Source organism: Micromonospora sp. LOL_024, from assembly GCF_048060415.1.
Classification (GTDB): Bacteria; Actinomycetota; Actinomycetes; order Mycobacteriales; family Micromonosporaceae; genus Micromonospora.
The window spans coordinates 1-14,012 of record NZ_JBHMIS010000018.1 but is presented as its reverse complement, the minus strand read 5'-3'; the positions used below and the strand labels follow the sequence as shown (position 1 = coordinate 14,012).

The window sequence follows — 14,012 nt, the reverse complement described above, 5'->3', positions numbered from 1 at the left end:
ATCATGTCAACCGGTCAACAAGCCGGACCGGCCCGCGCCAGACGGGCCCTCGCGGCGGTGTACGCCGCAGGCGGCGGCTCTGCTGTCGGAACCCAGATGACGACGCTCGCGCTGCCGTGGCTGGTGCTGGAGAGCACCGGCTCGGCACCGCGGGCGGGTCTGGTGTTCGCCGTGTCGGTGTTGCCCATGGCTCTGCTCGGATTCGCCGGCGGCGAGGTGATTCAACGGTACGGCGCACGCCGAACCATGGTGGTCATCGACGTCGCGCAGGCCGCGGCCATCGCGGCGATACCCGCGCTGGTCGCGGTGAACCTGCTCAGCTTTCCCCTGCTCCTGACGATCGTCGCGGTGATCGGGGTGCTCGGAGTGCCCTATTTCGCCGCGCAACGCGACCTGGCCACCGACCTCGCCGGTCCGGACCCGAAGGCGCTGATGCGGGCGAACAGCGTTCTGGAAGGATGCTTCAACATCGCCGCGCTCGCCGGCCCGGCCGTGGCGGGTGTGTTGATCGCGACGCTCGGCGCGGAGAAGGTACTGTTGTTCGACGCCGCGACCTCGGCGGTGTCCGGTCTGTTGCTGTGGTGGTTCGTCCCACGCGGGCGGCGGACGGAACCGTCGGCGCCAGCTCCGCAGGAACGGCAGACCGCGGACCACGCGAAGATCCTGGCCGGGGTACGCGCATTGCTCCGGGACGACTTCCTGCGACGGGTGATGTTCACGACCGTCAGCTTCGGCTTCCTCATGCGGGTCCTGATGCTCGCGCTGCCGCTGCTGGCGTTCGACCGCTTCGCCGGCGACGCCAAGGTCGGTGGGTTGCTGCTGTCGGGCTTCGGTGCCGGCGCGATCGCCGGGGCGGCTGTCAGCTACCTGATCGGCAGCCGGTTGTCCCCGACGCTGGTCTTCGGGCTGGCCGCCTTCCAGCTCGTTCTTCCATGGTGGGTGCTGCTGTTCGACGTGCCGGTGCCGGTCCTGGTCGCCGCGCTCGCGGTGTCCGGTGCGGCACTTCCGTTGTCCAACGCCCCGTTCTTCAGCATCCTGGCCACCCGGTTCGTGGCCGACATCCGCGCGAAGGTGATCCAGGCGGTCATGACCATCAGCAACATCGCCGGCCCGCTGGGTTTCCTCGCCGGCGGGATGGCGATCGGCCGTTTCGGGGTGACGACGACCCTGCTCGTCCTCGCGGCCCTGTCCACCCTTGCGGCTGTCAATCTCGTGGTGACGCTGCGACACTTCCATCCGGTGGCGCTGACCAGCCCACAGCCCGAGCCCGAGCCGGTAGCTGCCCGGTAGCCACTGCAGCCCGGTGCTGGCGGGCCGGCTGGCAGCAGGCGCCCACGTGGAACAGTCGACCCGACAGGCGCAGTAGATGATGTCCGGGCCGACGTCGGCCCGGACACCGCCCTGGTGACGACGCGAAGGGAGCGCCGCGGTCACGGCCCCGGTAGTCGAGAACTGTAGCGACCGCGCGGTGACGAGCGTCAGCCACGAACTGACGGGCGCGGTCGCGGATTCGCAACCGCACCCGTCGGGTGGCCGGTGGGGTAGGCCGGCTCGCAGCCTGTCACGTCGACGTCGTCCTCAGGACGGCGCCGACGGCGTTTCCGTCTCGATCGCCGCGACGGCCAGTAGCCGACCGGTGGCGGTGTCACGGAGTTCCAGGTCGGCGATCTCGGAGAGCGGTTCGGTGACGTTCTGCCACCGCCGCGCGGTGACGGTGAAGAGTGAGCCCAGGTCGGCGTTGCCGAAGAAGCCCACCTTCTGATCGATCACCCGCCGCTGGAGGAACTGTCGCTCGGTACGGCCGAGCCCCCGCCACAGACGCAACAGCGCCGTGTCGAAAATCGAGAAGTACGCGGCGAAGTAGACCAGCCCGGCGCCGTTGATGTCCCGTATGGCGTCCAAGGCGTACTCGAAGGACTGCTCGTCTCCGGCGACCGCGAATCCCGGCGGCGCCGGGGTGAGGAAGCTGCCCGCACCGCGGGCGCGGCCGACGAGCGTACGTGGTGAGAACTGATTGGGAAGTCGCGGCAACTCGGCGCTGTCGAAGTCGTGGGGGACGGTTTCGGAGAGAACCCGGTTGCTGTCCGGTTGGCCCCGGGCGATCCACCGGTTGAGCGTCTCCGCGTACATGCACTCCGGGTCCGGCGTCTCGTAGACCTCCGCCGGGTCGAGGAACGCTGTGCCGAGGCCGGAACCGGCGGGTGCGAGCCGGTGCAGCGTGAGAACCGAGCCGCCGCCGAACTGGAAGACCCTCGACGTTACCTCGAGTTCGTCGCCGAAGGCCAGGCCGTGCGGGTGAACGACCTTCCCGCCCCGCACCCGGTAGTAGTAGAAGGACAGGTAGGTCGGTTGGCCCTCGGCGGTACGAGCGGCGTGCACGGTGGTGCGGCAGGCCTCGGCCACCGCCTCCCACGTCCAGTCACCGATTCGCCCGAAGATCAGAGAACCACCGCTGCACATTCCCGGCGCGACGACCACCTTCCGGGAGAGGACTGTGTTCTCGGGCATCATCTCACCGCTCCAGTCGTGAGTAGTTCCGGTGCGTCGGGGACGCGCCACTGGTGTGCCGCCGCGAGGAGAGCGTCGTTGTCCGAGGGCGATCCGATCGACACCCGGATGCCGTCACCGTCGAAGGCCCGCAGCTCGATGCCGGTCCGTGCACACCAACGGCCAAACGGGCCCGCGTCCTCGCCGAGCCCGAGCCACACGAAGTTGGCCTGGCTGGCGGGGACCGCGAAGCCGTCGGCCATCAGGGCCGCGCGCACCCGGGTACGCTCGGCGATCGTCTCTCGGACACGCGCCAGGAGCACCTCCTCGATGCCGAGGGCAGCGACTGCCGCGTGCTGGGCCGGCCCGCTCACCGCATAGGGCAGCGACAGCTCGCGCAGCGACGCCACGATGCGCGGGGCGCCGATGAGATAGCCGATCCGAAGTCCTGCCAGGCCGTACGCTTTCGAGAACGTGCGCAGGACCACCAGGTTCGGATACGTGTCGCACAGCCCGAGGCCGCCGGTCCCGACCGGCTCGTCGACGTACTCGAAGTACGCCTCGTCGAGGGCCACAAGGCAGGTGGGCGGGGTGCGATCGAGGAACGCGCGCAGCCGGTCCAGGCCGATCAACGTACCCGTGGGATTGTTGGGGTTGCAGATCACGACCAGCCGGGTGGTGGCGGTGATGCGGTCGGCCATGGCGGTGAGGTCGTGCGCGTCGTCGGCCAGCGGCACCCGCTCCGAGCAGATCCCCATTTGCCCAGCGAGGATCGGGTAGTACTCGAAGGATCGCCAGGCGTGGACAACCGGCGCACCCGGCCCGGCGAGCTGGAACAGCGCCTGGAGTAGCGCACAGGACCCGGCGCCCACCGCCACCCGGTCCGGTTCGACACCGTGCCGGCGAGCGAGCGCCAGGGTCAGGCCGGTACACGCCGGGTCGGGATAGCGGTTGACTTCCCGGCCGCTCGCCGCGACCGTGGCGACGATGTCCGGCGACGGGCTGTGTGATGACTCGTTGCGCGACAGGACCCGTGTGGCGGCATGGCGCCCTCCGGCGGTCGGTCGGGCGGCGTCAACCACGACAGCGCTCCGCGACCAGATCGGCGATCTCGCCGACCGTCACGAGTTCCAGCAGTTCGTAGTCGGAGATCTGGATGTCGAGCCGCTTGCTGAGCAGGGCCGACAGCTCGACCACGGCGAGGGAGTCGAGGCCCACCTCGGCGCGATCGGCCGTGGCGACGACGTCCTCGGTCCGCATCTGTAGATCCTCGACCAGGATGGTCTTGAGTTGGTCAAACATGGCTTGCCATCCGTTCACCTCGGCCCGTGGACCCGGCACGCAACGCGAGCGCCACGTCCTCGATGAGGTCCTCCTGTCCGGCCACCGCTTGCCGGCTGCCCAGTTCGAAGAAGACATCGCGCGGATCGACGCCCTCGCGAGCGGCGACGTCCAGCACCCGGTTCTTGAACCCGGAGAACACCCCCGCGAGGCCACTCACTACGCTGATCGAATCGATGGTGGGCGGCGCGGGCATCAGTTCCCGCTCGGCGATGTCCGCCGCGTCCAGCAGCCGATAGAGGTCGACTCCGGTGTCGTAGCCCAGCCGCTCGAGTACGGGCACGAGAACTTCCAGCTGCGTGTTGCCGGCCCCCGCGCCGAACCCCCGGGCGCAAGCGTCCAGGATGGTGGCACCTGCGTCGGCGGCCGCGATCGAGTTCGCTACCGCCATACCGAGATTGTTGTGTCCGTGGAACATCACCGGTACCTCGACGGCGGACCGGATGGCCGCGATACGCGTGGTCACATCCGCCGGCAGGTAGCAGCCGGAGGAATCGAGAATGCCCACGCCGGTCGCACCGAACCCGACGAGCCGTACGCACTCCTCGGCCAGGCGCTCAGGATTGGCCATATGGCTCATCAGCAGAACGCCGTGTGCATCGACGCCGGCGTCGCGCAGGAGCCCGAGGTGGCGTTCGGCCAGGTTGCCCTCGGTGCAGTGGGTGCCGACCCGGACGAGGTCGACGTCGTGCAGGATGGCCTGCCGGATGTTCCCGGTCGTGCCCCAGCCCGGCAGCATGAACACACCGAGCTTGCTGGTCGTCAACGCATCCCGGACCACCGACAGCATTGCCTCGTCGCTGAGCAGGGCTCGGCCGGCCTGCAGGGACGAGGCGCCCAGGCCGTTGCCGTGCCCCACCTCGACGACGGGTATCCCGGCGGCGTCCGCGGCTTCGGCGTACGCGCGGAGTTGCTCCCGCCCGAGCTGGTGGCGGACGGCGTGGTGTCCGTCGCGCAACGTCGGGTCATGGATCAGGATCGGTTGTCTCGGTGAACTCACCGGGGCTTGTTGGCTCATGACGCCACCTCCATGACCTCTTTCGATCGGCGTTCCACCGCACAACGCTCGGCGACCCGTATCGATGCGGAGTTGATGATGTCGAGGTTCCCCGCGTAGGCGGGTATCTGGTCGCCCGCAGAGGTCACCTCCACGGCGATGAACGCCATGTTGTCGTCCACGATGCAGCTCGTCACGGTGTAGCCGGCGGCGAAGGCGCGGACGTCGGCGGCGGCGTCCGCCACGAGTGGGCGCACCGAGTCGTGGGTCAGCCCCTCACCGACCAGAGACATGGCGACCCTGAAGGTCGCCGGGGGACGCGCCGGGCTGATGTTGAGGAGGGCCTTCACATTCTCTACGCCGGTGAACTCGCGGAGCGCGTCCTGGGTGGTCTCCACGTACTCGTCGAGGTTCAGCCTGGTCCCTCGGCCGACGCTGAGCGTCGCAGCGGTCGCGACCACCTCCACATAGTCGATGCGGTGGGCTCGTGCGATCGCCCGTACGATCGGCACCGACGCCTGCCCGCCGCAGCTCACCATGTTGAGGTCGCGGTGAGCGGCGACGTCCGCGTCGTTCACGGTGGGGACGACCATGCGTCCGATCCGGCTCGGCGTCAGGTCGACCAGCAGTGTGCCGAGCGGCACCAGCGCATCGGCGTGTCCGGCGTGCGAGCCGGCGTTGGTGGCGTCGAAGACCACGTCGAGCGGTTCGTTGAGTTCGGACAGTGAGGACAGGCCCCGGCCTGCGACCGGCAGTCCCAGACGAGCGGCCTGCTTGAGGCCCGAGCTTTCGGCCGTCCGGCCGGCCACGAGATGAAGGTCCAGCGCGGCGGACCGCTCGACCTTCATCGCCAGGTCGACGCCGATGAGGCCGGCGCCGAGTACCCCAACTGACAGCCGTCGTTCTGAATTCATCGAGGGGATCGCCTTCCTACCCGGGTGCCTACGCATTCGCGACTCGAAGAGTTACCGTGCCCAGATGATCGAATTCGGCGTCGTAGCGGTCACCGGGGATCATCGGGATCGCGGCGTGCAGGGCTCCGGTCATGACCAGCTGCCCGGCCTCCAGCGTGACGCCGCTCTCGCCCAGCAGGTTCGCCAGCAACGCCACCACCGCCACCGGGTCGCCCAGAGCATCGGTGCCCCGGCCGGACGCGACCAGCTCCCCATTGCGGCGGAAGGCCATTCGCATGAGCCGGTAGTCCAGGTTCGCGCGGGCCGGGACCGGGCGTCCCAGCACGGCTGCGCCATTCGAGGCGAGGTCGGCGATCGTGTCGCCCAGCCGGATGCGCCAGTCCGTGATCCGGGAGTCGACGATCTCGAGACCGGCGATGACCTCACCGATCGCCGCATGGGCCTGCTCCACAGTGACGCCAGGACCGGTCAACGGGCCCGCCAGGCGGAAGACGATTTCGGCTTCCACCTTCGGGGAGATGAACTCGCCGCGAGCGAAGCGCGTACCGTCCGGGTGGACGGTCGAGGCGAACACCGGGCCGTAGTCCGGGGCGTGGACCCCGAACATCGCCTGCATCGGGGCGGAGGTGAGTCCTGCCTTGTAGCCGACCACCCGCTCCCCATCGGCGATCAGCAGGTCGGTCAGTCTCCGCTGCACGGCGTATCCGCCCACCGCGTCGAGCGTGGGGCAGGTGTCGGTGAGCGGAGCGATCGGCACGCGTTTCCTCCGCGCCTCGTACAGCGCCACGGCCATGCGTTCGGCGTCGTGCTCCGCCGGGGCTGGTGAGTCGCCGTCCCGGCTCATCGCGTGGCCACGAAGAGGCGGCTGCCGGGCATCCGCAGACGGGTGCTGGTCACCTCGGAGAAGCCGGCCTGCCGGAACAGTCCGCACCACTGGTCCTCGGTCGGCAGCCGCACGCCCATCGAGCTCTCATGCAGATAGCTGAACAGGGCGCTGAAGGCACGCTCGCCCGGAGTGTCCACGTACGGCACCGCATCGGTGACCATCAGGCAGCCGCCGTCGGCGAGGTGCTCGCGGCACGCCCGCAGCACACCCGCGAAGACCTCGGGAGTCTGAGCGACGTCGTGCATGACGAAGCCGGCGTGGACGATGTCCGCGCCGTCCAGTGGACCGGGGTCGTCGACGAGCGTCTCGACGGACCGGTTCACCACTGTCAGCCGGTCGCCCACCTGAGCGCGGCGACCGGCGCGTTCGGCCTCCTCACAAGCCCCCGAGCTGAGGTCCAGGGCCACGCCGGTGCTGGTCGGCAGCTCGGTCAGGAGCCGGATCAGAAGTGCGCCCGCGCCGGCGCCGAGATCGACGACGCGCCGGGGCTTGCGGTTGAGGATCTCGGACAGCACACCGGGATAGAAGCCACGCGAGCCGATCCAGCGGGACGAGACCGCAACGCGTCGGCCATCGCGCTGGTGTCGCCGGCCGGCCGCCTCCGGATCGCGAAGGAACCGCTCGGCGTGATCGATGTATGGACGGTTCGCATCGAGCGACCAGGAGAGGTAGCCCACCTCGTACCGCCGCTCCGCGAGCTGTGCACAGGCCGCGAACGGCCCGGTCTCGGCGTTGCGCTCGAGCAGCCCGGCGGCGACCATGGCGCGCAGGAAGGGCAGGGTACGAGCTTCGGGAACGCCAGCTGCGGTCGTTGCGTCGGCCAGCGTGAACGGCGTGCCACGATCGAGGAGCGGCGAAAGACCCAAGTTCTCGGCGATCTCCAGAAGTGCGGCGTTCGCAGCAAGATCCGCAGCGATTTCACTGACGTCAGAACTGATCACTTTCTCACCCACGTTCCGCCGAGTCGGCGATTGTTCGGTATCGACCCTTGCTGTTCTGGTTCGTGTCCGTCCAGGCAGGAGGCCGGCGATCCCGCGGATGGTGTCGAGCCTCGAAGCTGATGTGGAACGACCGTCAATGTGTCACGGGACCATGACCGCCTGCAGAGAAGGATCGGCAGACATGCGGGAGGACATCGACTGTCGTTGCTTCTTTCGCCTGTCGGTCGTCGATCGTGTCGCGGGAAGTGGGGTCGCAGGGCAGCCGGGCCGGCGTACCAGCGCCACGGCCGACGCCGAGCGACGATAGCGAGTCGATGCTCCGCTATCGTCCTGCGCCGGCGGCTGACAGCGAGCCGAGAGCGATCAGTTAGCTCGTCGCGAAACCATTCGCCCAGGACTATCCGACGCCACGCCACGCCAGGGCGCGGCGATGAAGGAGGCGTGATGGGCGAACCGATGTGGGTCAACGTCGTGGCGACCGACCCCGTGCTGGAGGCGGGCGTGACGAGCGCGATGCTCGGGTGCCCGGACATCGCCGTGGTGACAGCACGGGAGACCTCCGCGGTCACGGTCCTGGTGGTCGACCATCTCGGCGACGACGCGCTGGATCTGGTGCGGGCCGTCCGTGCCCGGGCGGGCCGGCCTGAAGTGGTGCTGGTGGTGCCCGAGGTGGAGCCGGCTGACGCGCTGCGGGCCATCGCGGCTGGTGCGCGCGGGATGCTCCGGCGCCGGGAGGCGACCGCAGACCGGCTCACCCGTACCGTGCTGGCCGCCGGCGAGGGGGACTGCACGGTCTCGCCGGACATGCTCGACCGGTTGCTCGCCGCCCCGGCCGTTCCCGCCGGCACCCTCGCGTCGAACATCAGCGACCGCGAGCGCGCGGTGCTGCGGCTGCTCGCCGACGGCCGGGAGACCGGCGAGATCGCGCAGGAACTGTGCTACTCGCCGCGTACCGTGACGAGTGTCGTGCACGACATCACGCGGCGCTTCCGGCTGCGCAACCGGGCCCACGCGGTGGCCTTCGCCCTGCGGGCCGGGATGTTGTGAACGGCGAACAGGAGAAGATCGTGACAGCGCCGACCGCACATGTGGTGGCCCCGGACGCGACCATCCGGGCCGAGGTGCTGGCCGCGCTGCGGCAGGCCGGCGTCACGTCGGTGCCCGAGCCGAACAGATCACCGGACACCGTCATCGTTACCGCGGTCGCTACCGTGAGTGAGGCGTTGGTGGTGTGCCCGCCGCAGCCGCGGTCCGCGCCGCAGGGGAGGCTGGTGGTCGCGGACCGCTTCTCGCCGGCGGACGTGGTCCGCGTACTGCGCGCCGGGACTCTGGTGATGCTCAGGTTCGCCGACGCCACACCGAGCCGATTGGCTGCCGCGTTGCAGGCGGCCCGGGACGGAGAGGTCCGGTTGCCGCACGAGGTGCTCGTCGGGGTGCTCGGTGGCGCCGGCACACCGGATCCTGCCGGAACGTCCCGGACGGACGGCCGGTCACCGCTGACGCCCCGGCAGACGAGGGTGCTCGCGTTGATGGCCGAGGGTCAGGACAACGCGATGATCGCCCGATCGCTGCTGTGTTCCAACCACACGGTGAAGAACGTCATATACGACATGATGGCGCGGTTGCAGGTTCGCAACCGCGTACACGCCGTGGCCTGTGGGGTAGAGGCCGGGTTGATCTGAGTCCGTCGTCCGGGATCTGTGGCGCCGGGCCGGCCGGTGTCACCACCCGACCGAGGGATGTCACCGGCCGAGCACCGGCGCTCGGTCCGCGATGACCTGCAACAGGTCGGCTGGCTCGGTCGCGTAGCTCAACGCCGACCCGGGCAACTGCACCAGATCGGTGTCCCCGTACGCCGACCAGCCGGCCAGTGCCTCCGGCCCGATGCCATGGTCGAGCCACCGAATAGTGGTCAGCGGGCAGCGTAGCGGTGTCGGGAGTGGCATCCGATAGGTCCGCAACGCGGCCAGTTCGGCCCGGAGGGCACACACGCCGGTCGCAACGATCGAAGGCAGCGGGTTGCCGCCGATGGCCACCGCGGTCGCCAGCACGCGCTCAATCAGTTCGTCGTCGGTCGGTTCGACGTGTGCCTGGGCGGTATACCGACTGAGATACTGGGGTGCGGGGCAACCCGACACGAACAGGCGCAGTGGTGCCGGCACGCCCCGCCGGTCCAATTCGACCGCGACCTGGTAGCCCAGCAGCGCGGCGCCTTCGTGGCCGAACAACGCGAACCTCTTGACCCCTCGACGTACGAGGTGGGCCACGAACTCCGCAGTTCGCTCCGGTAGCCCTGATGGCGTCGGCGTGGCTGGGGCCGCGCTGCTCGTCGGCGGTGCTTCGCCGCCTGGTCCGCCCGGAGCCGGCGCGCGGACAACGCACCACGGGCCGACGGTGTCGGGCCACCGGTCGAACTGGAGGTCGCCGTTACCGGCGCTGGGTATGCAGATCAGCGCCGCGGTGTCGGCACGCGGCAGATCGGTCCGGTGGACCAGCCATGAGGCCATGAGGAAGGTCGCCTTCGTAGATGGAGAGTAGGCAATTTTTACCCAGTCATCGTTTCGGGCGCCTCCGTTTCGCTATCGCCGATCGGGTAGGTCCCGGTCGGCGAGGAAAGCGTTGTGATGGTGAGCTGAAAACGGCCGGCCATAGCTTCGTTTCTGTCGGCGGCAGCCGGCACGAAAGCCGAAGCAGACAAGGGGTACTGAGTTGCGAGTCTCAATGGTTTCCGGCCCGCGCCCGATCTTCACGCCGCCCGCATCGTTGGTCGCTGTTTCCGGCGACACTCCGTGGGGCTGATTATCCCCTCCTCCGAGAGACTCACGGAGGGTCGCCACAAAGGTGACCCTCCGTCGCTCTGTGTCACCTGCCACTACGAAACCGGGGACGGTTCGGCCATCGCCACGGCGATCTTGCGTGATCCGGTGAACGGTTCGCGGCCGTGGGCGGAAAGCATGTTGTCGACGATCAGCACGTCGTTCCGTTGCCAGTCGAAGCGGCGCTGGGCAGCGCGGTAGCAGTCGCGCAGGTGCGCCACGATGTCGTCGGGGACCGCCCCGCCATCTCCGTAGTACGTGTTGGTGGGCAGGTCCGCCTCGTCGAACATCTCCCGCAACCCCTCGCAGTCCTCCTCGGGCAGCGTGGTCACGTGGAAGAACGTGAGGTGGTTGAACCAGACGGTCTCGCCGGTCACGGGGTGCTGATGCACCGCCCGTCGGCGGGCCGTCGTACGCAGGCCGGTGCGCCCGATCCACTGAACCTGCACACCGCTACGCGCACAGTAGCGCTCGACCTCGGCCCGGTCGGTGGTGTTGAACGCCTGTTGCCATGGCACGCCGAAGCCCTCGGTGAAGTTACGCACCACGGTCCAGCCGCGCCGGGTGAATTCCTCCAGCACGGCCGGGTCGATCGAGTGCAGGATCCGGCGGGTGTCGGCGAGTGGGGTGGCACCGAGGGTGTCGGGCGGGGTGATGCAGTAGAAGAACAACGTCAACGGCCAGGTCGCCTGGTACGAGTTCTCGTTGTGCAGGAATATCTCCTCGGTCGGCGGGTAGTCCGTCGACGTGTAGACCCGGCCCTCGATGGTGCTGCGTGGTGACGACCGCTCGGCATAGGACAACGGCGCGCCGGACACCGCGCGGACGACTCGTTCGAACTCGCTGACGTCGCCGATGTCGAAGCCACGCAGCAGGACCGCGCCGTGTGTACGCAGCTGCCGGCGGACCGAGTCCCGGGCCCCTGCGAGGTGGCTCGCGGCCGGTACGCCGCCGGTGGGCGCAGTCAGCACACCGGGCAGTGCCGACTCGTCGGGTGACACCGTGGGCATGAGACGCGCGGGCGTGATCTTGGTCGTGGTCACCCGTCGGCTCCCTTCGTCGAATTTGGTGGGCGGTTGGGATCAGCAGAGCCCCGGGTCGGCGGTACTGACGTTTCGGCCGGATCCCTGGCAGCAAACGTCGGTCCACGCGGCTGGGTCATCGCGGTCGCCGGGGACGCGCTCGTAGATGACGTAGTGCTGTGGCGCCATCGCCGTCGGATACGCCTTCAGCGCTGCCATGCAAACGGCGTGGGCCTGTTCGGGTGTGCTTACGGACTCGGTGCGCGCCAGATGAGCGACCAGCGGCAGGCCGTTGACGGCGGTGAAAACCTTGGCACCCGTGGACGCCATCCCGTCGTCGAGCAGCCGTTGCACTTCGGCCACCTCGACCCAGCAGCCGTCAACGAGCAGCCAGCCGGAGCCCCGCTGAAGCGGGCTGAGCGGGATCGAGCCGCGGATCTCCGGGGCGTCGAGGTCTCCGGAACCGGCCGCGATCAGCAGGTTCTCGACCGCCACGAGCAGGGACTCGACCTCGTCGTCGGAGATGCGGCCGGTGTCGCTGCTCCAACAGCCGAGACGCAACTGGGTGTCGGTCTCGTAGAGGTCGAACCGGATCAGCGTGGTCCCGGCGGGCATCGTCTGCCGCCGGAGGTGCGTCGCGTGCCGTGCGGCATCCAGCTCGCCCGCCGTGGGTACCGGTGCCGTGGCCCTGCCGGTTGCTGGACCCGACTCGATGACAAGGTTGTTGAACAGCGGTTCGTGGCTGAATGCAATGCCGCGCTCGTGTTCGATCCGGTCTCCGATGGCGCTCCGCCGGTTCACGTCGTAGCGGCCGTACCGGCTCGCGTCGATGACTGCGGCCCACGCTTGCCGGACCAGCCTGTCGAAGGTGGTGTCACCGATCGTGAGCGTGATCAACGTGAGCTGCGCGAGGCTGCCGACGTGTTGCCGAAGATGCGGCTCGAAGCGATTGGCAGAAAGGGTGGGGAGCACGAGATCCCGGGTGCCGATCCGGTGCGAGAGCACCGCGCCGACGGCAGCCAGCACGACGCTGGCGCGACTCGTCCTGGTGCGGGCCGTGACCGCTCGCAACGCCATCCCGGCCGCGGTGGAGGTCATTTCGACGGCTACCGACCCGTTGCCGGCCGCGACCCTCGGGACGGGGTACAGGCACTGCGGCATGCGGGAGAGACGGTCCTTCCAGTAGCTCATGACCGATTCCTCGCGCCGCAGGGCCTTGGGTGTGCGTTCGAGGGCGGCCAGGTCCAACGGCTGGATCGGTGCTCCGCCGGCTGGCCGTGCGGTGCGATCCCGGATCAGGTCCGCGAACTCACGCTTGATGATCTCCATGGCCTGATAGTCGACAGCGAGATGCGAGCAGCCGATCACCGCGGCCCGCACCAGCGGGGTGGAGTTGGTGGAGGCGTCACTGGGCAGTACCGCGAGGGCGGCCCGGAGCGGCAGTTCGCCTATGCGGTACGCGCCCGCAGCGCGCAACCGCCGGGTGAGGTCCCTGGACAGGCTGGCCTGGTCGACGAGTTGCGGGTCAGCGGCCTCGATTGCGTAGACCTCCACGACAAGGTCGCCGCTGGCGTGCACGAACTGCTGTGGTTCGACGCCGTCGACGTACGTCGTGCGCAGTCCTTCGTGCCGTTCGACCAGGACTGCGAGTGCCGTGGCGACGTCATCGACCACGGCTGAGGCCGGAACGTCGAGTTCCCCCGCGACAGCCGCGAAGAACTGTTCCGACTCACGGCGCAGCCACTGCAGGATGTTGTACTGGCCGATATTGAGTGGCCCGTCGGCCGCCCGCGTTCCGGTGAACCGTACGGTCACCGACGGCTGCGGAATGAGGCTCACCGATCGCCCCCGGCGGCGGGGACCGCGGGTCCGGTTTGCCTGGTGGGCCGGCGTCGTCCGAATGCTCGGCGCGGCACTATCGACGTGCCCTGGTGAGACCATGTGCGCCAGGCTATTGAGCGGCCCGCGCCGTGCGGTAGAGAAGGACCGGCAGCTACTCGCGGGTCAGATCGTGTGCGTTGTTCTGCCGGTTGTTCTCTGCGTGCGCCAGGCATCGCGAGCCATCATCGACCTGCGTCCGTCCTGTGTGCGCCGGCTCGGTCTGCCTCGTGGGCTTGCGGTTCGCTCACGACGGTCGGCCCGACCAGCATGTCGCCGACCGCCGGGTGGATGACGACGCACTCGATCGTGGGAGGCCCGAATGAGCGTATCGATCCGCCAGCGGATGACTGCTATCGCGGAGAAGTCTACCGATCAGCCCGCAGTTGTCGGCTTCGACGAAGGCGCCGCCGAGCAGGTACTGACGTGGCGGGAGCTGGCCGAGCTGAGTGGCCGGCGGGCGGACGCACTGGTGGACGCCGCCGCCCGGCGGACCGGTCCGGCGGTCATCGCGATCGAGGCGAGCAACACGATCCAGACGGTGGTCGACATCGTGGCCGTCCTCTCCGCGGGTCTGCCACTGCTGCCGCTGAACCCGGCCTCGCCCGCACCCGAGCGGGAGAAGCTCCTCGACTTCGTCGGTCAGACGTACGGGCGGGCTCAGCTCATCGACGCCGACGCCGACGCCGACGCCGACGCCGACGCCGACGCCGACGCCGACGCCGACGCC

The 14,012-nt window shown here is 69.1% G+C and carries 14 protein-coding genes; 4 read left to right on the top strand and 10 right to left on the bottom strand.

The window, feature by feature from the left end:
* The first annotated feature begins 3 nt into the window (after positions 1-3).
* Positions 4-1,290 (top strand): MFS transporter, encoded by a 1,287-nt coding sequence (locus tag ACFHWY_RS18510; RefSeq protein ID WP_416581460.1) that lies wholly within the window; start codon positions 4-6, stop codon positions 1,288-1,290.
* Between the two features lie 288 nt (positions 1,291-1,578).
* On the opposite strand, the gene ACFHWY_RS18505 is transcribed toward ACFHWY_RS18510, so the two are convergent.
* Genes ACFHWY_RS18505 through ACFHWY_RS18475 form a run of 7 tightly spaced genes read right to left on the bottom strand, consistent with a single transcriptional unit; the run spans position 1,579 to position 7,566 of the window.
* Positions 1,579-2,508 (bottom strand): LnmK family bifunctional acyltransferase/decarboxylase, encoded by a 930-nt coding sequence (locus tag ACFHWY_RS18505; RefSeq protein WP_416581459.1) that lies wholly within the window; start codon positions 2,506-2,508, stop codon positions 1,579-1,581.
* On the bottom strand, positions 2,508-3,569 hold the full coding sequence (locus ACFHWY_RS18500) for a histidinol-phosphate transaminase (RefSeq protein WP_416581458.1): 1,062 nt from the start codon (positions 3,567-3,569) through the stop codon (positions 2,508-2,510). Before ACFHWY_RS18500 ends, ACFHWY_RS18505 begins: the two co-directional genes overlap by 1 nt.
* Entirely contained in the window at positions 3,562-3,789 is a 228-nt protein-coding gene (locus ACFHWY_RS18495; RefSeq protein ID WP_416581457.1) for an acyl carrier protein, read from the bottom strand. The genes ACFHWY_RS18500 and ACFHWY_RS18495 overlap by 8 nt, the downstream gene beginning before the upstream one ends.
* On the bottom strand, positions 3,782-4,846 hold the full coding sequence (gene dmpG / locus ACFHWY_RS18490; RefSeq protein WP_416581456.1) for a 4-hydroxy-2-oxovalerate aldolase: 1,065 nt from the start codon (positions 4,844-4,846) through the stop codon (positions 3,782-3,784). Before dmpG ends, ACFHWY_RS18495 begins: the two co-directional genes overlap by 8 nt.
* Positions 4,843-5,739: an acetylating acetaldehyde dehydrogenase gene (locus ACFHWY_RS18485; protein WP_416581455.1), complete on the bottom strand. Its 897-nt coding sequence runs from the start codon at positions 5,737-5,739 to the stop codon at positions 4,843-4,845. Before ACFHWY_RS18485 ends, dmpG begins: the two co-directional genes overlap by 4 nt.
* A 28-nt stretch (positions 5,740-5,767) precedes the next feature.
* On the bottom strand, positions 5,768-6,583 hold the full coding sequence (locus ACFHWY_RS18480; protein ID WP_416581454.1) for a 2-keto-4-pentenoate hydratase: 816 nt from the start codon (positions 6,581-6,583) through the stop codon (positions 5,768-5,770).
* A complete protein-coding gene (locus tag ACFHWY_RS18475) occupies positions 6,580-7,566 on the bottom strand; it encodes a class I SAM-dependent methyltransferase (RefSeq protein ID WP_416581453.1) in 987 nt (328 codons plus the stop codon). The genes ACFHWY_RS18480 and ACFHWY_RS18475 overlap by 4 nt, the downstream gene beginning before the upstream one ends.
* 444 nt (positions 7,567-8,010) lie before the next feature.
* On the opposite strand from ACFHWY_RS18475, the gene ACFHWY_RS18470 reads away from it, so the two are divergent.
* Positions 8,011-8,613 (top strand): response regulator transcription factor, encoded by a 603-nt coding sequence (locus ACFHWY_RS18470; RefSeq protein WP_416581452.1) that lies wholly within the window; start codon positions 8,011-8,013, stop codon positions 8,611-8,613.
* Positions 8,614-8,633: 20 nt separating this feature from the next.
* A complete protein-coding gene (locus ACFHWY_RS18465; RefSeq protein ID WP_416581451.1) occupies positions 8,634-9,248 on the top strand; it encodes a helix-turn-helix transcriptional regulator in 615 nt (204 codons plus the stop codon).
* A 60-nt stretch (positions 9,249-9,308) separates the two neighbouring features.
* On the opposite strand, the gene ACFHWY_RS18460 is transcribed toward ACFHWY_RS18465, so the two are convergent.
* The 3 genes from ACFHWY_RS18460 to ACFHWY_RS18450 form a co-directional block, all read right to left on the bottom strand.
* Positions 9,309-10,073: a thioesterase II family protein gene (locus tag ACFHWY_RS18460; protein ID WP_416581450.1), complete on the bottom strand. Its 765-nt coding sequence runs from the start codon at positions 10,071-10,073 to the stop codon at positions 9,309-9,311.
* A 365-nt stretch (positions 10,074-10,438) separates the two neighbouring features.
* Positions 10,439-11,392, bottom strand: a complete 954-nt coding sequence (locus ACFHWY_RS18455) for a TauD/TfdA family dioxygenase (protein WP_416581537.1) — start codon at positions 11,390-11,392, stop codon at positions 10,439-10,441.
* A gap of 72 nt (positions 11,393-11,464) precedes the next feature.
* Positions 11,465-13,243 (bottom strand): condensation domain-containing protein, encoded by a 1,779-nt coding sequence (locus tag ACFHWY_RS18450; protein ID WP_416581449.1) that lies wholly within the window; start codon positions 13,241-13,243, stop codon positions 11,465-11,467.
* 361 nt (positions 13,244-13,604) lie between these two features.
* Between ACFHWY_RS18450 and ACFHWY_RS18445 the strand changes: the two genes are divergently transcribed.
* Positions 13,605-14,012, top strand: a 408-nt coding sequence (locus ACFHWY_RS18445) for an AMP-binding protein (RefSeq protein ID WP_416581448.1), incomplete at its 3' end; no start/stop codon positions are given.

What these genes read in the sequence shown, in the direction of transcription:
- ACFHWY_RS18455 (WP_416581537.1), bottom strand. Translation starts at nt 11,392, where the DNA reads ATGCCCACGGTGTCACCCGACGAGTCGGCACTGCCCGGTGTGCTGACT.
- ACFHWY_RS18480 (WP_416581454.1), bottom strand. Translation starts at nt 6,583, where the DNA reads ATGAGCCGGGACGGCGACTCACCAGCCCCGGCGGAGCACGACGCCGAA.
- ACFHWY_RS18470 (WP_416581452.1), top strand. Translation starts at nt 8,011, where the DNA reads ATGGGCGAACCGATGTGGGTCAACGTCGTGGCGACCGACCCCGTGCTG.
- ACFHWY_RS18510 (WP_416581460.1), top strand. Translation starts at nt 4, where the DNA reads ATGTCAACCGGTCAACAAGCCGGACCGGCCCGCGCCAGACGGGCCCTC.
- ACFHWY_RS18505 (WP_416581459.1), bottom strand. Translation starts at nt 2,508, where the DNA reads ATGCCCGAGAACACAGTCCTCTCCCGGAAGGTGGTCGTCGCGCCGGGA.
- ACFHWY_RS18495 (WP_416581457.1), bottom strand. Translation starts at nt 3,789, where the DNA reads ATGTTTGACCAACTCAAGACCATCCTGGTCGAGGATCTACAGATGCGG.
- ACFHWY_RS18485 (WP_416581455.1), bottom strand. Translation starts at nt 5,739, where the DNA reads ATGAATTCAGAACGACGGCTGTCAGTTGGGGTACTCGGCGCCGGCCTC.
- dmpG (WP_416581456.1), bottom strand. Translation starts at nt 4,846, where the DNA reads ATGAGCCAACAAGCCCCGGTGAGTTCACCGAGACAACCGATCCTGATC.
- ACFHWY_RS18460 (WP_416581450.1), bottom strand. Translation starts at nt 10,073, where the DNA reads ATGGCCTCATGGCTGGTCCACCGGACCGATCTGCCGCGTGCCGACACC.